This window comes from Streptomyces sp. NBC_00259, from assembly GCF_036181745.1.
GTDB classification, from domain to species: domain Bacteria; phylum Actinomycetota; class Actinomycetes; order Streptomycetales; family Streptomycetaceae; genus Streptomyces; species Streptomyces pratisoli.
Map to the genome: position 1 here is coordinate 6369019 of NZ_CP108080.1, position 23385 is coordinate 6392403.

The window sequence follows — 23385 nt, forward strand, 5'->3', positions numbered from 1 at the left end:
TGGCGCTGGCCGGGGCGATGGACGAGGTCGGCGCGGTCGCCGGAGCGGTGTATCTGCTCGCGCCCGACGGCACGGCCCTGGAGATGGCGGTCATGGCCGGCCTTCCCAGGGCCTTCGCCGCACCCTGGGAGCGGGTCGGCATCAACGCGCCGATACCCGTCGCCGACGCGGCACGGGAACGATGCCTCGTCTGGGTCGGCGGCGAGGAGGAGATGGCCGCCCGCTATCCCCGGATCGCGGTGGTCCTGCCGTACCCCTTCGCCCTCGCCGCACTGCCGGTGGCCACCGACGACACCGTGTACGGGGCGGTGTTCGTGACCTGGCCGGGCTCGCACCCGCCCGAACTCTCCGCATGGGAACGGGAGCATCTCGCCGCGGCCTGCGAGCGGCTCGCGCTGCGCCTGCAACGGGTCAGCGAACGGGGCCGTCCCTTCCGCACCGAGCCCGACATCCTCGGTGACCAGGCCCTCACCGGCGGGTCGAACGCGGCCGAGGCCCTGCAACTGCTCGACCGCATCCCCGAAGGACTGTGCGCCCTCGATCTCAACGGCCGGATCACCTTCGTCAACCCCGCGGGTGCGGAGCTGCTCGGGCTGGCCCGGCGCGAGCTGCTCGGCAGACAGCTGTGGGGGGCGCTGCCCTGGCTGAACGACCCGGTGTACGAGGACCGCTACCGTGCCGCCCTGATCAGCCAGCAGCCCAGTTCGTTCGTGGCGCTGCGGCCGCCCCGCGACTGGCTCTCGTTCCGCCTCCACCCCAGCACCACGGGCATCTCCGTGCGCGTCACCCCCGCCCGTACCGCCGGGGGCACCGGACGGCACGCCGTCGAGCCGTCCCCCACCCCGCTCGTGGCCATCTCCCATGTCCTCAGCCTGGCCAGCGGATTGACGGAAGCCGTCGGCGTCGACGACGTCATCGAGATGGCCGGTGCCGAGTTCATGCCCGCCGTGGGCTGCCAGGCGCTGGTCATCCTCGCCGCCGAGGCCGGCCGGCTGAGCGTCATCGGCCACCGCGGCTACGACGACCCGCACATCGTGGAGCGCTTCCACGGGATGCCGCTGAGCGCCCACACACCGGGGGCCCAGGCACTGGTCACGGGAGTGCCTTCGTTCTTCGAGTCCCGACGGGATCTGGAGCAGGTCTACCCGGCCCGCCAGAACACCCGCGACGGCATGGCGGCCTGGGCGTATCTGCCGCTGATCGCGTCCGGCCGTACGGTGGGCGCCTGCGTCCTCGGCTACGCGGAGCCGCACCACTTCCCGCCCGACAACCGCGCCGTGCTCACCAGCCTCGTCAGCCTCATCGCCCAGGCCCTGGAGCGGGCCCGGCTGTACGACGCCAAGCACCGACTGGCCCACGGTCTGCAGTCCGCGCTGATGCCGCGCTCCCTGCCGGACGTGCCCGGGCTCGAACACGCCGCCCGCTATCTGCCGGCCACCCGCGGCATGGAGATCGGCGGCGACTTCTACGACCTGATCCGCGGCACCGGCACCGGCGACAGCATCGGCATCGGCATCGGCGACGGTCCTGCCGCCGTCGTCGGAGACGTCCAGGGCCACAACGTGGCCGCGGCCGGGCTGATGGGACAGGTCCGCACCGCCATCCGCGCGTTCACGGCGGTCGGACAGCCCCCGGGCGAGGTCATGGCAGGCACCAACCGGCTGCTCATGGACCTCGACGCCGACCTGTTCGTCAGCTGTGTGTACGTACGACTCGACCTGGAGCACCACCGCGCCCTGGTCGCCCGGGCGGGCCATCCGCATCCGCTGCTGCGTGCGCCGGACGGATCCGTCCGGGTCCTCGACGTCCCCGGCGGCCCGGTCCTCGGCGTGGACGGCGCCTCCCGCTACCCGGCGACCGAGGTCCCGCTGCCGCCCGGCTCCGTCCTCGCCCTCTACACCGACGGCCTCATCGAACTGCCCGACACCGACCTGGAGGAGGAACTGGCCGATCTCGGGGCCCATCTCGCCGACGTCGGCGCGGGCCCCCTGGAGGAGGTGGCGGACAGCCTCGTCGCTCACACCGCCCAGACGCACGAGCGCGCCGACGACGTGGCACTCCTGCTGCTGCGCCTGACGGGCACCCGGCCCGCGTCCGAGGGCACTGTGTCCGGCGGTCCCGCGGCCGGCTCCCGGGAGTCCCGTTCGGGTCGCCGACCGGCATGAGCAGCTTCTGCCGGCTGTCACGCGTCGGGCTGGACGGCGGCGTTCAGGGTCTCGATGAAGAGGTCGACCGGAGGGCAGCCCCAGTCGCCGTTGACGTGCATCGCGGCGGTCTGCCGCCCGTCGCGGGTGCCGTAGAGGTAGGACCAGTTACCGGTGATCATGCCGCCGTGGCCGTAGACGCGGGTGCCGTTGGGGAGTTCGACCGAGGACAGGCCCAGGCCGTAGCTGTGGCCGTCCAGCCACTTGCCGTCCGGGACGCGGGTCATGGTGAGCATCTCCTCCAGCTGGGCGGGCGGCAGGAGACGGCCGCCGAGGAGGGCGCCGAGGAAGGTGGAGAGGTCGCCGGTGGTGGAGATCAGCTCACCGGTGGCGAAGCCGTAGGTGGCGTCGAGTTCGGTCACGTCGTGGGTGGGGGCGTCGGCCTCCTGCAGGGTCAGCTTCGAGTAGCTGTGGGCGTGCGGGCCGCGGAACTCGGTGTCCTTGTCGGCGAGATAGGTGGACTCCAGCCCGAGGGGGCGCAGGATCCGCAGGTCGAGGGCGTCGGAGTAGGACATGCCGGTCGCCTTCTCGATGATCAGGCCGGCGAGGACGAAGTTGGTGTTGGAGTAGGAGAAGTCCGTGCCGGGCTCGAACTCGGCCGGGTGGGAGAGGGAGATCTTCACCAGCTCCTGCGGCCTCCAGCGGTCGAACCGGTGGGCGAGGAGCTCGGGGCCGGAGTAGCGGCGGAGCATGTCCGCGTCGAGCACATAGGCGAAGAGGCCGCTGCGGTGGCTGAGCAGATGGCGGATGGTGATCCTGTCGCCGTCGTGGCCGTTGCCGCGGATCAGCCCGGGCAGCCACGTCTCCACCGTGTCGTCCAGGCCGAGCACGTACTCGGCGGCGAGCTGGAGGATCACGGTCGAGGTGAACGTCTTGGTGATGCTGCCGACCCGGATCTGCTCCTCGGCCAGCCGCTCGCGGCCGGTGCCGTACTCGGCGGTGCCCGCGGCCCCGAACCAGCGCCGGCCGTCCCTGCGGACCTCGGCGACCATGCCCGGGAAGCCGTGGTCGGTGACGGCGGAGTTCAGGACCTGCTGGACGGGGGCGGCGGTGGTGGCGGCGATCTGAGTGGCGGTCATCGTGACTCCTCGATACGGGGCCGCGCCGTTCGCGACATCGAAAAGGCTACGTTGCGTTCACTGTTCCGGCAAACAACGTATCGAGCGTGAATGTCATTCGTGCAGCTCAGATGCTGTGAAGTCTTGCAATGAGCATGCGGATGAACGCAAAAGCTCATCGAGAGTCTTGCAATGATGTAGTGGTGAACGCAGTTGCGGCGGAAGGAGACCGCTCATGCCGGGCGGCAGGCTGACCCAGCAGGACCGCAGGCGGATCGCCGTCGGCCTGGCCGACGGGCTCTCGTACACCGAGATCGCCAAGGGCCTGGACCGGCCGGTGTCGACCGTCACGCGGGAAGTGATGCGCAACGGCGGTCCCCACGACTACCGCGCCGACCAGGCCCACAGGGCCACCCAGAGGCGGGCCCGCCGGTCCACGCCGCGGCAGGCCCCGCAGGCCCCCGCCCCGTCCGTCGACTCCGCGAGGGTGCGCGACTTCGCGGACCGTTTCACGGAACTCCTGGTGGCCACGGGGATCCCGCGGATGATGGCGGCCGTACTGGCGTGCCTGTACACGTCCGAGGACGGCAGCCTCACCGCCGCCGAACTGGTCCGGGTGCTGCAGGTGAGCCCCGCGTCGGTCTCCAAGGCCGTCGTCTACCTCGAGGGACAGGAGCTCATCCGGCGGGAGCGGGACGCCCGGGAGCGACGGGACCGGTACGTCATCGACGAGGACGTCTGGTTCCGGGCCATGCTCGCCAGCGCCCGGATGAACGCCGCCCTCGCCGAGGCCGCCCAGGAAGGCGCCGAGATCCTCGATGCCGCCACCGCCACCTCGGCCGCCGCCCGGCTCTCGGACATGGGCCGGTTCCTCGACCGGGTCGGCCAGGACCTGGTCCGTTCCGCCGAGCACTGGCGCGAGGTCTTCGTCCAGGAGCGCCGCAGCCGGGAGTGACCCGGGCCGCCCGGGCCGGATCCTCGCGATGCCGACTGTCGCGGTCCGGGGCCTCTGCTTGCTCCTACGTGCTCCGCAGCGTCCCCAGCGGGTCGGGGTCGTCCTGCAGGGCGGTGGCCGCCGTCTTCCAGTCCGCGTCCTCGGCGAGCAGGGCACTGCGGAGGAACGCCGTGGTGAGCCGCTGGATCAGGGCGACGCGTGCGGGGCTCTCGTCCGTCGTCTCGGCGACCTCGTACCCGGGGATGCCGCCGAGCGAGTGCTCGGCGCCGAAGAGGGTGAGCAGGCTCTTGCGTCCCGGGCTGTGGGTGTAGGGGTCGGTGAACCAGTCCGGTCCGCGGGTGGACAGGTGGGACTGGTCCTGGTCCCCGGCGACGATGAGGGCCGGCGTGGTCATGGCGTCGAACGACGGCTTCAGGAAGGGGAGATGCTCGGCGGCGAACGGGGTCAGGTCGTCGCCCAGGCCGGTCAGGGCGAGCAGTACGCCCGCGGTGACGCGAGGGTCGGACATGTCCTCGCCGGGAACGCCGTCGGGGCCGAGGACGCGCGCGCCGAGCAGCGCACTCGCCGTCTGCGCTCCCCAGGAGTGGCCCGCCACGGCGATGCGGCCGCGGTCCAGGCGCCCGCCGAGGCCGGGCACGGAGGCTTCCAGGGCGTCGAGTTCGTCGATGACGCGCCCCAGGTCCTCGATCCGCAAGCGCCAGATCATCGGCGTACGGGGGTCCTCGGCGGGGATGCCGAGCGTCCTCGAGTCGAGGTGGGTGGGCTGGATGACCACGAAGCCGTGCGCGGCCCAGTGGTCCGCCAGCGGGGCGTAGCCGTTCATCGACCAGCCGAAGCCGTGGGAGAAGACGATGACGGGGAGGTCGCCGCCGGTCGCGGGGGCGGACACGCGGACCTGGAGGTCCTCACCGCGGCCCGGGGCGGGCAGGACGACGGGCTTCGCGGATATCACCGAAGGGGGCGCGCCCGCGGTCCTCTGCGTGTGCGTGGCGTTCGATTCGGACATGGAGGTGCCTTCCGTTCGGCTTCTCTGGCGGTCTTGGTGTTCTTCGCGTTCTTGGCCCGGTGCGCCCGGTGCGCCCGGTGGCGGGGCACGCCGCAGGCCGGGCCGGCGGGGCGTGATCGCGGCAGCGGCCTGGCCGCCGGTCGCCCGGTCTGTCATCATGAGTGAACCGGAACCTTGCTCCGCTTACGATACGGAACGCTGTTCCGCTTTGCAAGGTCAGCCATGGAAGGAGCGCCGCGGTGGACGACAGCGGCCAGAACGCGGGAAGCGCGGCCGGATCCAAGCGCAAGGACGCCCGGCGCAATCAGCGGACCCTGCTGGACGCGGCCGCCGCGGTCTTCGTCACCTCGGGCGTGGACGCGCCGGTACGCGACATCGCGGCCGAGGCGGGCGTCGGAATGGGCACGATCTACCGCCACTTCCCCACCCGGGCGGACCTCGTCATCGCCGTCTACCGCCACCAGGTCGACGCCTGCGCCGACGCCGGCCCGGCCCTGCTCGCGGCCGGCCCGACGCCGCACGCCGCCCTCGGGCGGTGGGCCGACCTCTTCGTCGACTTCCTGGTGACCAAGCACGGCCTCGCCGCCGCGATGCAGGCCGACAGCGCCGGCTTCGAGACGCTGCACACCTATTTCCTCGACCGTCTCCTGCCGGTGTGCACCCAGCTCCTCGACGCCGCCGCCGCCTCCGGCGAGATCCGCACGGACCTCGACGCCTACCAGTTCATGCGCGGCATCGGAAACCTCTGCATCGGCGCGGACAGCGACCCCCGCTACGATGCACGCCGGCTGGCCGCGCTCCTGGTCGCGGGACTACGACAACCGCGCTGACCGGCCGTGACACCGACCTCCACGGACCAGGCCAGGTCTAGCGGTTGTGGCCCTGCAAGGGCTGTTCCTCCGAGCTGTGCGGGCGGCGACGGCGGATGCGGGCGGCGAGCAGCGCGACATCGTCCTCGGCGTGCTCCGCGTCCAGCTCCCTGACCACCGCGTCGACCATGTCCTCCATCGGCGCGGTGCACGGCAGCCGCACCGACGTCAGCCGCTCCAGCGACACGTCGATGTCCTCGTCGCGCCGTTCGACCAGCCCGTCCGTGTACAGCAGGAGGGTGTCCTCGGGGGTGAGTTCGCGCGTGACGAGTTCGTACCCGCCGAGACCGGTGCCGAGCGGAGGCCCGGCCGGTACGTCGACGAGCTCCGCCGACCCGGCCGCGGTGAAGACGACCGGCGGGAGATGCCCGGCACTGGAGAACGAACCGAGCCCGCGGGCCGGGTCGACCCGCACCAGCAGACACGTCGCCGGCCGCGCCATGGTGTCGGCGATGGCGAGGTCGAGCTGGCGCAGCACCCGGTGCGGCGGCAGATCGGCCGCGGCGACGTCACGGAGCATCGACCGGTACGTGTTCATCTCGACGGCCGCCTCGACGCCGTGCCCCATCACATCGCCCATGACGAGCAGCGTCCGGCCGTAGTGGAGCCGTACCGTCTCGAACCAGTCGCCGCCGACCAGATTGCTGCTGCCGACCGGCAGATAGCGCGTCGCGAACTGCAGGTTGGGGTGGGGCTTGCCGGGCTCGGTCAGCAGGGCGCGCTGCAGCTCGACCGCCTTGCCCTGCTCCGTCGCGAACTGGCGGGCGTGCGCGATGCTCACGGCCGCGCGTCGTGCCGCGTGCCGCGTGATGGCGATCTCGTTCTCGCTGAACGGCGAGCCCACCCGGGCCAGCAGCACCACGCCGATCACCGGGCCGACCGCGCCGCCCCGGTCCGGTGCCGCCGTCAGCGGCACGGCCAGCACCGTGACCCGCTCCCCGTCGCCGTGCTCCGTCGCGGGCAGCCGCGTCTCGATGGCGCGAGCGAGAGCCGACTCCGTCCCCGGACGGCGCCGGCCGTCTGCGTCGTCGAGCAGCTCCACGGCCCCGGTCCCGGCGGTCCGGCGCATCGCCGAGGCAGTGGGCGTCGGCGGCGGCGCACCGCTCTTCACCGGGGGAGGGAGCACGTCGACGGCGGCGGCCTCCGCGAGGCGCGGGCCCAGGAACTCGGCCAGTTCCCGGCACGTCGCGACCTCGTCGAGGGAGGTCCCGATCCGCTCCACGGCCTCGTCCGCCGCGGCGAGCCGGGCACGGGCCAGCTCGAGCTCCTCGTAGAGCCCGGGCACGGGGGTCTCGATCACGATGCACAGGACGCCGGTGACGGTTCCCCGGTTCTCCAGCCGGAGGCAGGTCGTGTGGCAGCGGCCGCCCGGGCCGGTGACCCAGGTACGCGGCACCCCGTCGGCGAGCACCTCGGCCAGCAGCGAGGGCGTACCGATGTACCGCTCCGCGAGCGCGCTCGGGGAGCGGCCCGCGAGGTCCGCCGGAGCCTCCCCGGTGATCCGGCAGTAGGCGGGGTTGGCGAAGCGATAGCGGAGGTCCGCGCCGAGAACGCCGACACCGGCCGGGGTTCCCCGCAGGTCGTCCTCCCAAGGCCGGGGGCCGGGGCCGCCGGCGTCGGCCGTGCGCAGTCCGCGGCGGTCCTGGAGCCAGTCCCGACGATCGGCAGCCACACGAGCACCTCCTCCCCTCGCGGGGCGGTGACCCCAGCTTCCTCCACAGCCTCCCCGCTCGCATCACCTGACGTACATCGGGCCGCTCAGCCTAGCCGGGGGCGCTGCCGCGGCGCCGCGCCGGTCAGCGTCAGGGCGAGAACGGCCTGGTCGTCGTTGTCCGACTGTGCCGACCAGCGTTCCGTGTCGGACCGTACGAACGAGACGACGGCCTCGGGGTCCGGTGACGGCTCACCACCGAACCGTTCGCCGAGCCGCTCCAGAACCGGATAGAAGACACCCTTCGCGTCACGGGCCTCGCTCACCCCGTCCGTGTGGACGACGAGGACCTCTCCGGGACCCAGCGGATGGACCGTCGTGTCGTCCCCGTCCGGGGACAGCGCGCCCAGACCCAGCGGCAGCCCGGGCGCCGTGACCAGCCGCCGGGCGCCGAGCGGGCCGACGACGATCGGCGAGGGATGGCCGCGGTCGACGATCCGCACCTCGCCGCCCTCCGGCGGGAACTCCAGCACGAGCGCGGTCACGAACAGCTCCGGGTCCCCGTCGTCACCGCCGGGGCTGTTGCGGGCGATGCTGAGTTCCAGGCGTTCGGCGAGACTGCTCAGACTCCGCCACTCGTGCGCGGACACCCGGAAGCTGCCCAGCACGGCCGCGACCGTCTGCACCGCGTCCAGCCCCTTGCCCCGGACGTCACCGATGATCGCCCGCACCCCGAACGGGGTCTCGCACACGTCGTACAGATCGCCGCCGACGAGGGTGCCGCCCTCCCCGGCCTCGTAGTACGCGGCGGCCCGCACCGGACCGAGCCGGCCCGGCATCGGACGCAGCAGGACCCGCTGCATCGCCTCCGCGACCGAATGGGCACGGACCAGGTGCCGCCTGGTCCGCTCTCGCTGCCAGGAGAGGGCGACGCTGGCGATCCCGATGACGAGCGTGGCGGAGTAGACGGCCACATGGTGCTGCTCGGCGAAATGGCCCGGGCGGCTGGCGGCCATCCACATCTGGAGTCCCAGGCACACGACGGTGGACAGCGCGGTGCCCCGCGGCCCGCGCGTCGCGGCGGCGAGCGGCGGTACGGCGATGAGCATGAAGCTCACCGGCTCCCTGCCCCTGACGGCGACTTCCGCGATCAGATCGACGGCCACCGCGATCAACGGCAGCCACCAGACCCACCCCCGGCGCGGGGACGGGGGCCGCAGGACGGCGCCAGGACTCCTACGACTTCGAGGCATAAGGCGCACCCTAAGAGCCGGGTTGGCCGGGGCCGGGCACGGAGCGTGCCGTGTCGTCGCCTCCGCCGCGCGGTGCCGTGTCCCCGCCGGCGCGGCGGAACGTGCCCGGGACCACGCCGTCGAGGCCCCTGAGCTGGGCCGCCACACCGTCCAGCCAGAGTTCGAGATCCACCAGCGCGGGCAGCGGCCGGCCACCGGGCGGCGCGGATGCCGGGCCCGGCGGCGGCAACGGCGGCGGTCTCTCGCCGCCGCACAGCGCGGCGAGCCGGTCGGCGGTCGCCGCCGCCCGGCCGGCGGTGGAACAGGCCCGGTCGGCGGCGCCGGCCGGCAGGGCCCTCTCGGGCAGATCGAAGCGGGGGAGCCAGTGGGCGCCGACCAGGATGTGGTTCGCGACGATGAGCACCGCGTGCCAGTCGGCGCGTGCGTGCGTGCTGCCGGCCGGTTCGCTGCGGAACTGGGCGTACGCGGCCTCCGCGAGCCGCAGCCGGTTGAAGGCGACGAGGGTCGCCGGGGGAGGCACGGAGCCCGGCGGGGCGGTCGTGACGGCGGCGGCGGTGCCGGTGATCAGCGGACCGGTGGCGCGGAGCAGCCCGGCCATGGCTTTGCGTACCTCCCGCCGGGCCCCGGCGGGCCAGGCCAGCAGCCCGCACAGCAGACCGACCGCGCTGCCGGCCAGCACGTCCACGATCCGCTCCTCCGCCAACTGCCAGGAGGCCGGCGCGATCTGGGCGAACGCGGTCGCCACCACCAGGGTGAACAGGCCCTGGGCCCAGGCGATGCCCAGCAGTGGCCCGAGGGCGAAGGCGACGAGCATGCCGGGCGCGAGCAGCACGGCGAACACGACGGTGTGGCCGCCGAGGCCGACGAGCAGGGCACCCGCCGCGACCGCGCCGACGAGGGTGCCGGCCACCGCCTGGCGGATCGCCGTCCAGGTCTCCCCGACCGTGGTCCTGCTCAGCGTCAGCACGGCGAGCAGCACCCAGAAGCCGTGCGCCAGATCGAGCGAACCGGCGACCAGCCGGGCCGCGCCCAGACCGAGCGCGATCCGGACGGCGTTCTGGAACTGCACCGAATGCAGCGTCATGTTGCCGGCGATACGGCGGTACCAGAGGACGGCGGTGGGCGCGTCGGCGTACCAGAACAGCCCCTGCGGCGGAATCGGCGCCGTGCGCGTGCCGTCCAGGCCGACCCGTACGGACGCCTCCAGCATCCGCGCGGACTCGGCGACGGCCACCAGCGCGGCCTGCCGGCGCAGGACCGGTACGGGCGGCACCTCGGCAGCCGGCCCGGTCGCCTGCCGGACGCGCAGCTGCTGAAAGCCACGCACCGCCTCATCCATCCGGTCCGGACCCGCCACACCCGCACGCCCCGCCCGCAACGCCGCCGCCATCCGCCCGCACAGGGCGGCCACCTGCCGCAGCATCAGCCCGGACCCCGCGTCACCGTCCGGCCCGGGGTCCGTACCCGCCACGCGCCCGGGCGGCGCGGTGGTGTCCGGACAGGGGAGCCCGCTAGCGGGCAGGACGCCCGTTTCGGTCAGATGGGCCAGCTGTTCGAGCAGCCGGCGGGCCGCGGAGCCCGCCTGCGCGAGGGCCCGGTCCTTACGGCCCGGCCCGGCGGGGCGTTCGGCGGCCGGGAGGTAGGAGAACCGCAGGCGGGCACCGGCCTCGCGCAGCGACTCGGGCGAGGCGCCGGAGTTCCCCCGGGCCGCGGCACCCGCGACCGCCACGGCCTCCGCGAGGCTCTCCCGGTACGACACGTCCGCCGGCTCGGGCAGCAGGAAGCGCTCGCACGCCGCGAGCAGCAGCACGCCCGCGGTGAGCCCGGCCAGCCGCAGCCCCAGGGTGTCCGGGGCGTACGGCGGGAAGCAGGCCAGGATGTAGAAGAGCTGCAGCCCCGGAGCCGCCCCGGCGGGCCGTGGTCCCGCGACCGCCGCGAAGGCCAGCATGAAGCCGATGACGAGCATCCCGAGCACCGCCGCCCAGGTCCGTACCGCCAGCGCCGTCCCCAGCGTCACCAGCAGCAGGCCCACCGGCAGCGCCTTCAGCATCACTTCGGCCCGCTGCCGCCCCGACCCGGGGATCGAGGACAGCAGCCCGAGGGCGATGGGCGCGAACAGGGCGTACAGCGCCACCGTGGGCTCCTGCAGCCCGTAGAGGAAGGGATAGAACCCCGCGGTCGCGGCGAGGGACACCCGTAGCGAACGGTGCAGGATCGCCGTCCGCTCGGCCCCGCTCTTCACGGCCCGCCCTCACCGCTCGCCGCGCGCGGGCACGCGCGGAGCACCCACAACGCGGCCGCACCCGCTTCCTCCACCGTGACCGCGGTGAAGGCGCCCGTCCGCGCGGCCGACGACGACTCTGCGCGCATGGGCACGTTCCTCTCGGGCGAAACCGCCGCGGCGACGTCAACGGGTCGGACATGTCACCTGCCCGACCTGCCCTCCATTGTCGGCCGACGCCGTACGGACCGCAGCCCGGCCCCGTACGGACCGCAGCCCGGCGCCGTACGGACCGCAGCCCCGCGGCCCAGGACCGCTCCGGTGGCCGCGCCGGATCGCGGCTTCGGGCGCGCCGGGGTGACCATGGCAGGAAGTGCCGAGGCACAGGGTCCACGGGGGTGGAGACGGGAGTCCCTACCGTGCACCTCTTCCTCCCCGTCCTCTTCGCGCTCCTATCCGCATTCAGCAACGCCCTCGCCGTCGTGCTGCAGCGCCAGGAGGCCCTCGCGGTGCCCAGCTCCACCGGGTTCCGCCCCGGGCTGATCCTCGATCTGCTGCGCCGCCCGCTCTGGCTGGCCGGGATCGTCGCCGTGATCGCCGCGGGCGTGTGCCAGGCCCTGGCTCTGAACACCGGGCCGCTCACGATCGTGCAGCCGCTCTTCGTCCTCGAACTGCCCCTCGCGCTGATCGTCGCCTCGATCCTGATGCGCCGGCATCTGCCGGCCATGGGCTGGGTGGCCGTGAGCTTCGTCGTGGTGGGTCTCGGTGTCGCCCTCGGCGCCGCGGCCCCCACCGGCAACCGCACCCAGGTCCCGATGGACCGCTGGCTGCCCGTGCTCGTCGTCGGCGCGGGGGCGATCGTCGTGCTGTCCGGCGTGGCGCTGCGCCGCCCCGAGGGCCGGGCCCGGGCCGCCCTGCTGGGCACGGCCACCGCCATCAGCTACGCACTGACCGCGGCGCTGATGAAGTCCGCGACCCACATCCTGGCCGACTACGGGGCCGCGGCCTTCTTCACCGCCTGGCAGACGTACGCCTTCGCGGTGACCGGCGGCACCGCACTGTTCCTGCTGGAGAACGCGCTGCAGGCGGGCCCGCTGGTCGCGTCACAGCCCGCGATCACGCTCGGCGACGCGACCCTGAGCCTCGTGCTCGGCATCACCCTGTACGAGGAGACGGTCCGCTCCGGCTGGTGGCTGGCGCCGCAGATCCTCGGCCTCGCCCTGATCGCCGTGGGCGCGGTCACCCTCGCCCGTATCCCGCTCACCCGCTCGCTCGTCGCCGCCGAGGAGACATCGGGCCCGTCCTCCCGGCAGGCCGGGCAGACGCTTCCGTGAACCCACGGGCCAAGGGAATGAGCAGGGGAGTGGGCAGGGGATTGAGCAAACCCGGCAAGAAGCGTTTCATTGCAGGTGAAGGGCCGATTTCAGGCATTCGAAGGAGGCGGCCCGCATGACCACTCACCCCAGCATTGAGCAACATCCCGACCTCGCCGAGATGCGCGCGCGTTTCGAGCGGGCCACGGCCACGCCGCGCGGCCAGGTGATAGAGACACTGGCCCTGCTCACGGGCCTCTACCTCGCGGCCTCACCGTGGATCGTCGGCTTCAACGGCCTCACCACACTGGCGGTCACCAATCTGATCACCGGTGTCGCCTACGCCCTGTGCCTGGGCGGGTTCGGCTCGGCGTACGAGCGCACCCACGCCATGGCCTGGTGCGCCATCGTCATCGGAGCCTGGACGATCTTCTCCCCCTGGATCGTCGCCGGGAACGCCGATACGGTCCGCAGCATCGTCAGCAACGTCATCGTCGGCATCGTGGCGCTGTGCCTCGGTGTGGCCATGGCGGCCATGAGCGACCGCCGCGGCGGCCTGCGCACCTCCCGGGCATCCGGGCGCGGAGGTCCGGACCTCGGTCCCCTGAGCTGACGCTCCGCACGCAGGCGGAAGGTCCCGGCCGCCCGGACAGGGCCGGGGCCTTCCGGTTGTACGGGGAGTAGCGTTGGCGACCACGGAAGGTGAGCTATGTTGAGCGGCAGCGGGACACGAAGGAGGCACACGGTGCCATCAGGGCAGCAGGCGCGCGCGCAGGCGTCTGCGATCACACCGGGCAGACACTCTCCGGACGCGGAGCCGGCTCCTGTGGAGAAGGTCCGGGCCCTCTTCGGCGGACACCGCCTGTCGCCCGCGCAGCGGCGCATCGCCCAGTACATCGCGGACAATCTGACCGAGGCCGCCTTCCTGTCGATCACGGATCTCGCGGACCGGGTCGGGGTGAGCCAGCCGTCGGTGACGCGCTTCGCGTCCTCGGTGGGCTTCAGCGGATACCCGGCGCTGCGGGAGGCGCTGCAGCCGATCGCGCTCAGCGCCGTCGCCGGCACCCCGGACGCGGCCGAGAGCGGCCGCAACGAACTCCAGACGGCCGTCGACGCGGAGATCGCGAACTTGGAGAGCCTGCGCCGGTCCTTCGCCGACACCGGCCAGGTGCTCGAAGTCGGCCGTGAGCTGGCCAGATCGGTGCCGCTGACCGTTCTGGGCCTGCGGATCTCCACCTCGCTCGCGGAGTACTTCGCCTACGCGGCGCGGCGGATCCACCCGGATGTGCGGCTGGTGTCGCGCGGCGGGAGCGTGGCGTACGACGCGCTGCTGCAGTCCCGTGAGGCGGGCGGCACGTGGGTGCTGGCCTTCGCGATGCCCCGGCACGCGAACGAGATGCTCGCGGCGGTGCGGGCCGCGCGCCGTACGGGCCTGAGGATCGCGCTGATCACGGATCTGACGATGGGTCCACTGGTCGAAGCGGCCGATGTGGCGCTGACCGCGGGCACCGGATCGCGCCTCGTCTTCGACTCCTACTCCGCGCCGGGGGTGCTGTCGGCGGCGATCCTCCAGGCGATGGCCGACGCGGATCCCGAGCGTACGCAACTGCGGCTCGAGCAGTACGAGCACGCCGCTGAGCAGCACGACTTCTTCATCGAGGACTGACCGGGCACCGGCCCCCCACGGCCGCCCGCCCCGAGGCCCACCCCCTCCCCGCAACGGGAGAAACGGGGGATTTTCACGCCAAGAACCGCATGAATTTTTTCATGCCCTTGCTTACTTGGCGGTAAATATATTTACTGCGTGTGGCACTGCGGACGACACTCCTCCTCGTCGGCCCCACGGTGTTCTGTTCGGGCACTCCGCTCCCCTCGGATGCCCCCGGCGGCCCTGGTCAACCCCTGGGCCGGGGCCGCCGGTCAACGGAGCCTGCCACCACATGACTTCACCCGGGCGCGCCACCGCCCGGGGGCACGGGAACGGCCGCCGCGCACCTCGCGGCGGCCGCCCGTGAGCCGAGGCCCGAGCCGGTCACCCGGCCCTCCCGGTGCCCGGCGGCTCAGCCGTTCTTCACGGCGGCGAGGTGGGCGAACACGACGACGTTGTCCTTGTAGTCCTTGGTCTTCTTGTCGAACTCGCCGCCGCAGGTGATCAGGCGCAGCTGCGCGGACGGGGTGTCGTTGTAGACCCGCGCGCTCGGGAACTTGGCCTTGCTGAAGGTCTCCACCGTGTCGACCTTGAAGACGGCGACCTTGCGGTCCTGGCGGGTGACGTCGATCGTGTAGCCCGGCTTGAGCGCGCTGAGCGACTCGAAGACCGCCGGGCCCGTCATGGTGTCCAGGTGCCCCGCCACGACGGACGTGCCGGCCTCGCCGGGGGTGGCGCCCTTCCCGAACCAGCCGACCAGGTTCTTGTCGTTGGGGGGCGGCGCGTTCAGCTGCCCGGTCTTGCCGATGGCCAGCTCGATGAAGGGGGCGTTGACGGAGATGGCCGGGATGGAGATGCGCGTCGGGACGGAACGCGGCAGCGGCGCGACGGTCTTGGGCGGGCTCACGGGGGCGGGCGCGGGGGCCGCCGGACGGGCCTGCGGGGTGTGTTCCGTCGGTGTGCCGAGGGAGTTGTAGAGGAGCAGGGCGCCCAGCCCGGCCGCCACAACGGGCCACAACAGGGCCTGGCCGAGGGTACGGGTAGCGGCGGGCTGCGGGGGTGTCTGTGAGCCGAGCGGCTGCTGGGCGGTCATGCGGGACGCCTTTCGTGTACCGGGTGGGGGCTTCGGCGGGGGAGGGATCGAGGCCGGGCGGCAGAAACGCATCGCCGCGGCCGCCGTCCGGGAAGGGACGGCGGCCGCGACAGCGCAGCGAGCTGCAGGTGATGCGGGCCTGGATCAGGCCGAGGTACCGGTAACGCCGCGACGACGCAGCCTGTAGACGCCGGCGCCGAGGCCACCGAGCATCAGCAGCGAACCGGCGGCGAGGCTGCCGTTGTTGGCGGCCAGACCGCCACCACCGGCGTCGACGCCGCCATTGGGCTCGTCGTCATCGTCGTCGTCGTCATCGTCGTCGTCGTCGTCATCGTCGTCGTCGTGGTCGTCGTCGTCGTCGTGGTCGTCGTGGTCCTTGTGCTTCCACTTCTTGCCGTGGTCGTCCTTGCCGTACTCCTTCTTGTCGTCGTCCTTCTTGCCGTACTCGTCCTTCTTGGAGTCCTCTTCCTTCTTGGAGTCCTCCTCCTTCGAGGAGCTCTCGTCCTTCTGGGATCCCTCGTCCTTCTGGGATCCCTCTTCCTTCGAGGAGCTTTCGCCCTTCTGGGATCCCTCTTCCTTCGAGGAGCTTTCGCCCTTCTGGGATCCCTCTTCCTTCGAGGAGCTTTCGCCCTTCTGGGCGCCCTCGTCCTTCGTCGAGCCCTCGTCCTTCTTCGAGCCCTCGTCCCACTCCTGGTTCACGACGGTCGCAAGGGCGCCACCGCCGGCGTCGACGCCGCCATTGGGCTTGTCGTCGTCGTCGTCGTCGTCGTCATCGTCGTCGTCGTCGTCGTCGTCATCGTCATCGTCGTCGTCGTCGTCGTGGTCGTCGTGGTCCTTCTTGTCCCACTTGCCGTGGCCCTTGTCGTGGTCGTCCTCCTTGCCGTTGTCGTCCTTGCCGTTGTCGTCCTTGCCGTTGTCGTCCTTCTTGGAGTCCTCGTCCTCGGTCACGACCGTGGCAAGGGCGCCACCGCCGGTGTCGACGCCGCCATTGGGCTCGTCGTCATCGTCGTCGTCGTCATCGTCGTCGTCGTCGTCATCGTCGTCGTCGTGGTCGTCGTCGTCGTCGTGGTCGTCGTGGTCCTTCTTGTCCCACTTCTTGCCGTGGTCGTCCTTACCGCCGTGGTCGTCCTTGCCGTGGTCGTCCTTCTTGGAGTCTTCGTGATCCCGGCTGGACGAAGAGCCGTTGTCGTGACCCCAGTCCTCGGCGAGGGTCATCGCGTACGCGGTGGGTGCGGCAATCGTCAGTACCGCGGTAATTGCGGCTGAGGCGCACAGGGTGCGGGCAGAGCGCATGAGAACCCATTCCTTTCGCCGCGACTGCGACAGCTGACACATCGTCGGCTCATCGGATCGCAGCAGCGACGTGTTCACCGTCAGACGGATCCCGGCTTCGCACCAGCCGAGAACGTTGCATTCGAGGGACACCGTGGGCTCTTCGGGTGGCGACACGCCGCAGATTCACTCTTTGGACGGCAGCCGGCCGATACGCGGCTTCGCGGCACCGTCCGAATCATTCGCGATCCGGATTCCGATGAGGGTCCTCGTCTACGCCGACGGCCGAATTCTGTGTTCCTCGGGTCATCCGCCTATCCGGACGGGGGTCGGCTTCGAACTACTCATGTCACACGTACACGGCAGCGCCGCCGTGCGGATTCCGTGTCTCCGATCCGGAGGTCTCCGATCCGGCAGGTCTCCGAAGAGGGACATCTCCGGCGCGGGGCATCTCCGACGAGGGAGGTGTGTCCGATGGGCCTTTCCGTCCGGGTGCGCCGTCTTGCGGTGGCAGCGGCCGCCGTGGGCCTGTTCGCCGGTGGTGCCGCGGCGGGTCCCGCCGGTGCCGCCGTCGCCGTCGCCACTTCCCCGCCGGCCGGCGCGGCGTCGGCCTCGTACACCTCGTACTCCGCCGCCGGCGGCGGAGACCACGACCGCTGTGAGTGGCGGAAGGGGCACTGGAAGGAGAAGCGGGTCGACGGCCGCTGGGAGGAGAAGTGGGTCAAGGGCCGTTGGCAGTGCCGTGACGACGATGACGGCGACAGGCACTGGGACCGGGACTGAGGGAGACGGAGAACGGCGGTCCGTGCACCGTGACGGACCGACAGCGAAGAGTGCACAGCGACGGTGAACAGCGACAGGTGAGCGGTGACTCATGAGCGGTGACAGGTGACCGGGCGGATGTGACATGTCACCGTGCGCGCCACGGCCCCTCGTGGCTCCAGGCGTGCGGCTCGTTCGGATCAGTGGTGGCATTGATGACGAACGAGCCTGCACGGCACCCCTGGTGCCCACGAGGAGCGAGGGGGCGCGAGTGTCGCCACCTGATGCGGATCCCGATGCCGCCGAGCGGCTGGCCAAGCTCGGTCTGAACGAGCTGCTGGTCCTGGTGGGCCGCGGCGACCAGGACGCGTTCGTCCCGGTCTACGAAGCGGTCAGCGGCCCGGTGCTGGGCATGGTGCGACGGGTCCTGAGGGACCCGGCACAGTCGGAGGAGGTGACCCAGGACGTGCTCGTCGAGGTGTGGCGTACCGCCGGCCGGTTCCGGCCCGAGCAGGGCAGCGCCCTGACCTGGGTCCTGACGCTGGCCCACCGGCGCGCGGTGGACCGGGTCCGTTCGTCCCAGGCCCGCACCGAGCGGGAGCGCAGGGTGGCCCTGCTGGAGTCGGGGCCGCCGTTCGACGACGTGGTCGAGCAGGTCGAGATCAACCTCGAACAGCAGCAGGTCCGGCGCTGTCTCCAGGCGCTGACCGAGCTCCAGCGGGAGTCGGTCGTGCTGGCCTACTACCACGGCCTCACCTACCGGGAGGTGGCCGAATCCCTGTCACAGCCGCTGGGCACGGTGAAGGCCCGGATGCGTGACGGGCTGATGCGGATGCGTGACTGTTTGCAGGAGAGCGAGGTGTGACCATGAACGACGACGAGTTGCACTCCGCGACCGGCGCTTACGTACTGCACGCGCTGCCCGACGACGAACGGCGCGCCTTCGAGGAGCACCTCGCCTCCTGCGAGGCGTGCGCGCGAGAGGTCGCCGAGCTCCAGGTCTCGGCCGCACGGCTGGCGCAGCCGGTGGCCGTCGTGCCCCCGTCGGGCCTCTGGCGCCGCGTACAGGAGCGGATCGCCGTCACTCCGCAGGCCCCCTATGCCCCACGGACCCCTTCCACCGCGCAGGTCACGCAGGTGCCAGGGGTCCCGTCGTCCGCCGCGGTCGCCGCCGCCCGGCAGGACCTGTCCGTCTCGCCGGCCGCCGAGGAACACCGCCCGGCCGAGGGCGCCCGGTCCGTCGGCCCGCGGCTGTTGCGGCTGGCGCTCGCCGCGTGCATGGCGCTCGTGGTGGCCCTCGGCGGTGTCGCCGCATGGCAGTACCAGGCGGCCGAACGCGCCCGCTCCCAGCTGGCCGTCGCCGAGGACCGGTACGCGGGTGTCTCCGATGTGCTCGCCGCGTCCGATGTGGAGCTCCACACCCAGCCGCTGGCGAACGGCGGCACCGGCACCATCGCCGTGTCCCGCAGCCAGGACGCCGCGGTCTTCTTCGCCACCGGAGTCCCGGCGCTGCCCGTCGGCCAGACGTACGCACTGTGGTTCGACGAGGACGGGACCTACCGGCCCGCCGGGCTGGTGGGCCGGTCCGGGGCGCAGGACATGCAGATGCTGAACGGTCCCGTGGCCGGGGCGACGGCCGTCGGCATCACGGTCGAGCCGGCCGGCGGCTCGTCGCAGCCCACCACCCCGCCGCTGGGGATGATCAACATCCCGGCCTGACGGGTCCCGCCGGTCTCAGCCCCCGGACGCGTCCCCGTCGGGGGTGAAGGTGACGGGCAGCTGCTGGGGGCCGCGCAGCCCGCCGGGCCGCCAGCGCAGTTCACCCGGCGGCACCGCCAGGGCCAGGCCGGGAAGCCTGCGCAGCGCGGTGCCGATGGCGACCTGACCCTCCAGCCTGGCCAGCGGAGCGCCCAGGCAGTAGTGGATGCCGTGCCCGAACGCGAGGTGGGCGTTGTCGCGCCGGGTGATGTCCAGGCGATCGGGATCGGCGAATCGCGCCGGGTCGCGGTCGGCGATGGCGGAGGCGATCAGCACGGTCGCGCCGGGCGGGACGGTCACTCCCGCGATCTCGACCTCCTCGCGGGCGAACCGCGCGATACCGGGGCTGACCGGCCCGTCGTAGCGGAGGAACTCCTCGATCGCGCCCGGCAGCAGCTCCGGGTCGTCCCGCAGCAGTGCCAGCTGATCGGGGTGGGCGAGCAGTGCGGCGATGCCCCCGCCGATCAGATTGACCGTGGTGATGTACCCCGCCACCAGCAGCAGGAACGACATGGCGATCAGCTCGTCCTCGTTCAGCCGCTGCTCCTCGTCCCGGGCCGTGATCAGCGCGCTGAGCAGGTCGTCTCCCGGCCGGGCCCGTTTCGCCTCCAGGAGCTTGGTCAGATAGGAGCGCATCTGCTCCCAGGCGGCGTTCACCACGGCGGGATCCGGCATCTCGGCCCGGCGCAGCAGCATGTCGTCGGTCCACCGCTGGAAGTCGTGCCGGTCCTCCACGGGTACGCCGAGCAGTTCGCTGATGACCGTGACCGGGAGCGGCAGGGCGAAGTCCGCGACGAGTTCGGCACGGCCGGCCGCCACGACGTCGTCGAGCAGCCGGTCGGTGATCTCCTGGACGCGGGGCCGCAGCTCTCCCACCCGGCGCGCGGTGAAGGCCTTCGAGACCAGCCGACGAAGCCGGGTGTGGTCGGGCGGGTCCGTGCGGAGCATGTTGCTCAGCATCGACTCGCGTTCGGTCACGGGCAGCTGCTGCATCAGCCGGGGATCCGACGCGTCGCGGACGTCGCTGCTGAGCCGGGGGTCCGACAGGGCCGCGAGGCCGTCCTCGTAGCGCGTGACCAGCCAGGCCTCCAGGCCGCCGGCGATCACGGCGCGACGCACCGGGCCCTCCTCGCGTAGTTGCCGGAAGAGCGGGAAGGGATCCGCGAGGAAGGCCGGGTCGGTGTAGGGGAGGAGGACCGGCTGCTGGCTCATGTTGTCTCCCGGGGTACGGCACGGCCGCCGAGGGCGGACTTGTCGAACTTGAGGGTATATGTCCCATTGTGGCGGACCCCGGGATTGCGCCGAAGGGAGCGGTTGCCATGGAGCGGACCACCTGCTGCGTGATGGGCGGCGGACCGGCCGGCATGGTCCTCGGCCTGCTGCTGGCCCGGGCCGGGGTCGACGTCACGGTCCTGGAGAAGCACGGCGACTTCCTGCGCGACTTCCGCGGAGACACCGTGCACCCCTCCACCCTGGCGCTGCTCGACGACCTGGGCCTCGCCGAACGGTTCGCCCGGCTGCCGCAGCGGCGGGTGACGACGATCCAGCTGCCGATCGGCCCGGACCGTTCCCTGGTCACCGTCGGGAACATCGGCGCCCTGCGGGGCACGTACAACTACATCGCGATGGTGCCCCAGTGGGATCTGCTCAACCTGCTCGTGGACGAGGCCGGCCGGGAACCGTCCTTCACCCTGCGGATGAACACCGAGGCGACCTCGTTCCTCAAGGAACACGGCCGGGTCACGGGAGTCCGCTACCGCACCGCCGACGGCCGCACCGGTGAGCTGCGGGCCGCCCTCACCGTGGCCTGCGACGGCCGGGGCTCGCTCGCCAGGACGCTTCCCGAGCTGGGACTGGAGAGCTTCAACTGCCCCATGGACGCCTGGTGGTTCCGGCTGCCGCGGCGTCAGCACGACCCGCGTGGACTGGTGGGAGGTGTGGGCGACCGGTTCTTCAGCGTCCTCATCGACCGCGGCGACTACTGGCAGTGCGCCGCGCTCATCCCCAAGGGAAGCGACGCGCGGCGGCGCGCCGCCGGCCTGGACCGGTTCATGGCCGACTTCACCGCCGCCGTCCCCTGGCTGGCGGACCGGCTGCACGCGCTCGGCTCGTGGGACGACGTGAAGCTCCTCGACGTGACGCTGGACCGCCTCCGGCGCTGGCACCGCCCGGGACTGCTGTGCATCGGCGACGCGGCCCATGCCATGTCACCGGTCTTCGGTATCGGCATCAACCTCGCCGTCCAGGACGCGGTGGCCGCCGCCCGGTATCTCGTCGGCCCGCTGCGGGACGGCACGGTCGGGCTGCGGGACGTGCGACGTGTCCAGCAGCGCCGTCTGCCGACGACCGTGGCGACGCAGACCATGCAGCGCTTCGCGCACGCCAGGGTCGTCGAACCGGTGCTGTCGGGCCGGCCGCCGTTCGGCGACCACCCCAAGCGCGCCCAGCGGCTGACCGAGCTCATCACCACCTCACCCTGGCTGAACCGGATGCCGGCGTACTTCCTCGCCTACGGCGCCCTGCGCGAGCGCCCGCCGACAGCCTCGGTGCGCTGAGGTGCGCCGAGGTGCGCCGGACTCGGGGCGCCGTGACCGACGGCTGTGACATATCACGCTGTACCGACGCAGAGGCGTGGCTCAGCCCGTCGCTCCCGGCACGCGCGAGAGCACCGCGGCGAGGTCGGTGGCGGGGGACAGGGTGCCGAAGGCCAGGCCGTGGTCGGGGGTGAGGCGGGAGGCGCAGAACGCGTCGGAGACGGCGGGTGGGGCGTGGCGGACGAGGAGCGAGGCCTGGAGGACCAAGGCCAGGCGCTCGACCAGCCGGCGGGCGCGGAGTTCGGCGTCGGGGGTGAGGACCAGCTCGCCGCGCAGCTGCCGCCAGGCCTCGTCCAGGCGCGCGTCCGCGCCGGCGGCGGCCTCGACCTCGGCACGGAAGGCGTCCAGGGATGCGGGCTCACGTGCGACGGCACGGAGCACGTCGAGCGCGTTCACATTGCCCGAGCCCTCCCAGATGCCGTTGAGCGGGGCGTCCCGGTACAGCCGCGGCATACCGGACGTCTCGTCATAGCCGTTGCCGCCCAGGCACTCCAGGGCCTCGGCGACCGCCGCGGGCTGCCGCTTGCAGACCCAGTACTTGCCGACCGCCGTGGCGAGGCGCAGGAACGCCCGCTCCTGGGCGTCCCCGCGCTGCGCGCGGTCCGCCGCACCCGCGACCCGCAGCGCGAGCGTCGTCGCCGCCTCCGACTCGAGCCCCAGGTCGGCGATCACATTGCGCATCAGCGGCTGGTCGATCAGCTTGGCGCCGAACACACTGCGGTGGCGCACATGGTGCGCCGCCTGCGCCAGCGCTGCGCGGATCCCGGACGCGGAGCCCAGGATGCAGTCGAGCCGGGTCATGGTGACCATGTCGATGATCGTCCGGACCCCGTGCCCCTCGGCGCCGACCGGCCAGGCGACGGTGTCGTCGAACTCGGGCTCGCTGCTGGCGTTGCTGCGGTTGCCGAGCTTGTCCTTGAGCCGCTGGATACGGAAGGTGTTGCGGCTGCCGTCCGGCAGCACCCGGGGCACGAGGAAGCAGGACAGCCCTCCGGGAGCCTGGGCCAGCACCAGGAAGAGGTCGTTCATCGGGGCGCTGGTGAACCACTTGTGGCCGCGCAGCCGCCAGGTCCCGTCCGGGCGCTCCTCGGCCACCGTGGTGTTGGCGCGTACGTCCGTACCGCCCTGCTTCTCGGTCATGCCCATTCCGGCCAGCAGCCCGCGCTTGGTCCCGGGGGCACGCAGGCCCGGGTCGTAGACACGGCTCGTGAGCAGCGGCTCGTACACCGCGGCGAGTTCGGGCGCCGACCGCAGAGCGGGGACGACCGCGTACGTCATGGACACCGGACAGCCGTGGCCGGACTCGGCCGAGCTCCACACCATGAACCCCGCGGCACGGGCGACATGCGCGCCGGGCCGGTCGTCCGCCCACGGCGCGCCGCCGAGACCCTCGCGGATCGCCACGTCCATCAGCGCGTGGTACGAGGGGTGGAAGTCGACCTCGTCGATCCGGTTGCCGTAGCGGTCGTGGGTGCGCAGCAGCGGCTCGCAGCGGTTCGCCTCCGCGGCCCAGCGCTGGACCTGCTCCGACCCGGTCAGCCGGCCGAGGCGGTGCAGATCGTCGGCGTACCACCCGGCGCCCTCGCGTCGCAGTCCCTCCAGCAGTACGGGATCGTCGGCGACGTCGTGACCGGTCAGCGGCGGTGCCTGGTTGGTCACCTCGTGCGTGCGCGCGGCCGGATCGCTGTGCAGGGGGGTGTCCGCGGTGGCGGTCATGGGGGAGTCCTT

At 72.3% G+C, this 23385-nt stretch carries 20 protein-coding genes; 10 read left to right on the forward strand and 10 right to left on the reverse strand.

What is annotated here, in order from left to right:
- The first annotated feature begins 17 nt into the window (after positions 1-17).
- A complete protein-coding gene (locus tag OG766_RS28605; protein WP_266388783.1) occupies positions 18-2165 on the forward strand; it encodes a SpoIIE family protein phosphatase in 2148 nt (715 codons plus the stop codon).
- A 17-nt stretch (positions 2166-2182) separates the two neighbouring features.
- Here the strand turns inward: OG766_RS28605 and OG766_RS28610 are convergent, their stop codons facing one another.
- Entirely contained in the window at positions 2183-3283 is a 1101-nt protein-coding gene (locus OG766_RS28610) for a serine hydrolase domain-containing protein (protein WP_266387401.1), read from the reverse strand.
- Positions 3284-3497: 214 nt separating this feature from the next.
- Between OG766_RS28610 and OG766_RS28615 the strand changes: the two genes are divergently transcribed.
- Positions 3498-4217 (forward strand): GbsR/MarR family transcriptional regulator, encoded by a 720-nt coding sequence (locus OG766_RS28615; protein WP_328726518.1) that lies wholly within the window; start codon positions 3498-3500, stop codon positions 4215-4217.
- A 64-nt stretch (positions 4218-4281) separates the two neighbouring features.
- On the opposite strand, the gene OG766_RS28620 is transcribed toward OG766_RS28615, so the two are convergent.
- On the reverse strand, positions 4282-5223 hold the full coding sequence (locus tag OG766_RS28620) for an alpha/beta hydrolase family protein (RefSeq protein ID WP_266387395.1): 942 nt from the start codon (positions 5221-5223) through the stop codon (positions 4282-4284).
- Positions 5224-5462: 239 nt separating this feature from the next.
- Between OG766_RS28620 and OG766_RS28625 the strand changes: the two genes are divergently transcribed.
- On the forward strand, positions 5463-6053 hold the full coding sequence (locus OG766_RS28625) for a TetR/AcrR family transcriptional regulator (protein WP_266387392.1): 591 nt from the start codon (positions 5463-5465) through the stop codon (positions 6051-6053).
- Positions 6054-6090: 37 nt separating this feature from the next.
- Here the strand turns inward: OG766_RS28625 and OG766_RS28630 are convergent, their stop codons facing one another.
- The 4 genes from OG766_RS28630 to OG766_RS28645 all read right to left on the reverse strand — a co-directional run bounded on the left by OG766_RS28630 (position 6091) and on the right by OG766_RS28645 (position 11366).
- A complete protein-coding gene (locus OG766_RS28630; RefSeq protein ID WP_266387390.1) occupies positions 6091-7764 on the reverse strand; it encodes a SpoIIE family protein phosphatase in 1674 nt (557 codons plus the stop codon).
- An 86-nt stretch (positions 7765-7850) separates the two neighbouring features.
- On the reverse strand, positions 7851-8996 hold the full coding sequence (locus OG766_RS28635) for a PP2C family protein-serine/threonine phosphatase (RefSeq protein WP_266387388.1): 1146 nt from the start codon (positions 8994-8996) through the stop codon (positions 7851-7853).
- Positions 8997-9006: 10 nt separating this feature from the next.
- Positions 9007-11238 carry an FUSC family protein gene (locus OG766_RS28640; RefSeq protein ID WP_266387385.1) on the reverse strand — a complete coding sequence of 744 codons (2232 nt, stop codon included), beginning with the start codon at positions 11236-11238 and terminating at the stop codon, positions 9007-9009.
- A complete protein-coding gene (locus tag OG766_RS28645) occupies positions 11235-11366 on the reverse strand; it encodes a hypothetical protein (protein WP_328726519.1) in 132 nt (43 codons plus the stop codon). The genes OG766_RS28640 and OG766_RS28645 overlap by 4 nt, the downstream gene beginning before the upstream one ends.
- Positions 11367-11636: 270 nt before the next feature.
- On the opposite strand from OG766_RS28645, the gene OG766_RS28650 reads away from it, so the two are divergent.
- The 3 genes from OG766_RS28650 to OG766_RS28660 all read left to right on the forward strand — a co-directional run bounded on the left by OG766_RS28650 (position 11637) and on the right by OG766_RS28660 (position 14196).
- Positions 11637-12551 carry a DMT family transporter gene (locus OG766_RS28650; RefSeq protein WP_266387381.1) on the forward strand — a complete coding sequence of 305 codons (915 nt, stop codon included), beginning with the start codon at positions 11637-11639 and terminating at the stop codon, positions 12549-12551.
- A 115-nt stretch (positions 12552-12666) separates the two neighbouring features.
- A complete protein-coding gene (locus tag OG766_RS28655; protein WP_266387379.1) occupies positions 12667-13143 on the forward strand; it encodes an SPW repeat protein in 477 nt (158 codons plus the stop codon).
- 132 nt (positions 13144-13275) lie between these two features.
- Positions 13276-14196, forward strand: coding sequence for a MurR/RpiR family transcriptional regulator (locus tag OG766_RS28660; RefSeq protein ID WP_266387377.1), 921 nt, complete (start codon positions 13276-13278; stop codon positions 14194-14196).
- Positions 14197-14590: 394 nt separating this feature from the next.
- On the opposite strand, the gene OG766_RS28665 is transcribed toward OG766_RS28660, so the two are convergent.
- Both OG766_RS28665 and OG766_RS28670 read right to left on the reverse strand, forming a co-directional pair.
- Positions 14591-15271 carry a class F sortase gene (locus OG766_RS28665; RefSeq protein WP_266387374.1) on the reverse strand — a complete coding sequence of 227 codons (681 nt, stop codon included), beginning with the start codon at positions 15269-15271 and terminating at the stop codon, positions 14591-14593.
- Positions 15272-15415: 144 nt separating this feature from the next.
- Entirely contained in the window at positions 15416-16486 is a 1071-nt protein-coding gene (locus OG766_RS28670) for a hypothetical protein (protein ID WP_328726520.1), read from the reverse strand.
- A 531-nt stretch (positions 16487-17017) separates the two neighbouring features.
- Between OG766_RS28670 and OG766_RS28675 the strand changes: the two genes are divergently transcribed.
- From OG766_RS28675 to OG766_RS28685, 3 genes are all read left to right on the forward strand, one after another.
- On the forward strand, positions 17018-17326 hold the full coding sequence (locus tag OG766_RS28675; protein WP_266387368.1) for a hypothetical protein: 309 nt from the start codon (positions 17018-17020) through the stop codon (positions 17324-17326).
- A gap of 250 nt (positions 17327-17576) precedes the next feature.
- Positions 17577-18170: an ECF RNA polymerase sigma factor SigK gene (gene sigK, locus OG766_RS28680; RefSeq protein ID WP_266387365.1), complete on the forward strand. Its 594-nt coding sequence runs from the start codon at positions 17577-17579 to the stop codon at positions 18168-18170.
- 2 nt (positions 18171-18172) lie between these two features.
- A complete protein-coding gene (locus OG766_RS28685) occupies positions 18173-19024 on the forward strand; it encodes an anti-sigma factor (protein WP_266387362.1) in 852 nt (283 codons plus the stop codon).
- Positions 19025-19039: 15 nt separating this feature from the next.
- Here OG766_RS28685 and OG766_RS28690 read toward each other — a convergent pair whose 3' ends face one another.
- A complete protein-coding gene (locus OG766_RS28690) occupies positions 19040-20275 on the reverse strand; it encodes a cytochrome P450 family protein (protein WP_266387359.1) in 1236 nt (411 codons plus the stop codon).
- 107 nt (positions 20276-20382) lie between these two features.
- On the opposite strand from OG766_RS28690, the gene OG766_RS28695 reads away from it, so the two are divergent.
- Entirely contained in the window at positions 20383-21618 is a 1236-nt protein-coding gene (locus OG766_RS28695; protein WP_266387356.1) for an FAD-dependent oxidoreductase, read from the forward strand.
- A gap of 81 nt (positions 21619-21699) precedes the next feature.
- On the opposite strand, the gene OG766_RS28700 is transcribed toward OG766_RS28695, so the two are convergent.
- Entirely contained in the window at positions 21700-23373 is a 1674-nt protein-coding gene (locus OG766_RS28700) for an acyl-CoA dehydrogenase family protein (protein WP_328726521.1), read from the reverse strand.
- Between the last annotated feature and the right edge of the window lie 12 nt (positions 23374-23385).

What these genes read in the sequence shown, in the direction of transcription:
- OG766_RS28605 (WP_266388783.1), top strand. Translation starts at nt 18, where the DNA reads ATGGACGAGGTCGGCGCGGTCGCCGGAGCGGTGTATCTGCTCGCGCCC.
- OG766_RS28610 (WP_266387401.1), bottom strand. Translation starts at nt 3,283, where the DNA reads ATGACCGCCACTCAGATCGCCGCCACCACCGCCGCCCCCGTCCAGCAG.
- OG766_RS28615 (WP_328726518.1), top strand. Translation starts at nt 3,498, where the DNA reads ATGCCGGGCGGCAGGCTGACCCAGCAGGACCGCAGGCGGATCGCCGTC.
- OG766_RS28620 (WP_266387395.1), bottom strand. Translation starts at nt 5,223, where the DNA reads ATGTCCGAATCGAACGCCACGCACACGCAGAGGACCGCGGGCGCGCCC.
- OG766_RS28635 (WP_266387388.1), bottom strand. Translation starts at nt 8,996, where the DNA reads ATGCCTCGAAGTCGTAGGAGTCCTGGCGCCGTCCTGCGGCCCCCGTCC.
- OG766_RS28645 (WP_328726519.1), bottom strand. Translation starts at nt 11,366, where the DNA reads ATGCGCGCAGAGTCGTCGTCGGCCGCGCGGACGGGCGCCTTCACCGCG.
- OG766_RS28655 (WP_266387379.1), top strand. Translation starts at nt 12,667, where the DNA reads ATGACCACTCACCCCAGCATTGAGCAACATCCCGACCTCGCCGAGATG.
- OG766_RS28665 (WP_266387374.1), bottom strand. Translation starts at nt 15,271, where the DNA reads ATGACCGCCCAGCAGCCGCTCGGCTCACAGACACCCCCGCAGCCCGCC.
- OG766_RS28670 (WP_328726520.1), bottom strand. Translation starts at nt 16,486, where the DNA reads ATGACCCTCGCCGAGGACTGGGGTCACGACAACGGCTCTTCGTCCAGC.
- OG766_RS28675 (WP_266387368.1), top strand. Translation starts at nt 17,018, where the DNA reads ATGGGCCTTTCCGTCCGGGTGCGCCGTCTTGCGGTGGCAGCGGCCGCC.
- OG766_RS28685 (WP_266387362.1), top strand. Translation starts at nt 18,173, where the DNA reads ATGAACGACGACGAGTTGCACTCCGCGACCGGCGCTTACGTACTGCAC.
- OG766_RS28690 (WP_266387359.1), bottom strand. Translation starts at nt 20,275, where the DNA reads ATGAGCCAGCAGCCGGTCCTCCTCCCCTACACCGACCCGGCCTTCCTC.
- OG766_RS28695 (WP_266387356.1), top strand. Translation starts at nt 20,383, where the DNA reads ATGGAGCGGACCACCTGCTGCGTGATGGGCGGCGGACCGGCCGGCATG.
- OG766_RS28700 (WP_328726521.1), bottom strand. Translation starts at nt 23,373, where the DNA reads ATGACCGCCACCGCGGACACCCCCCTGCACAGCGATCCGGCCGCGCGC.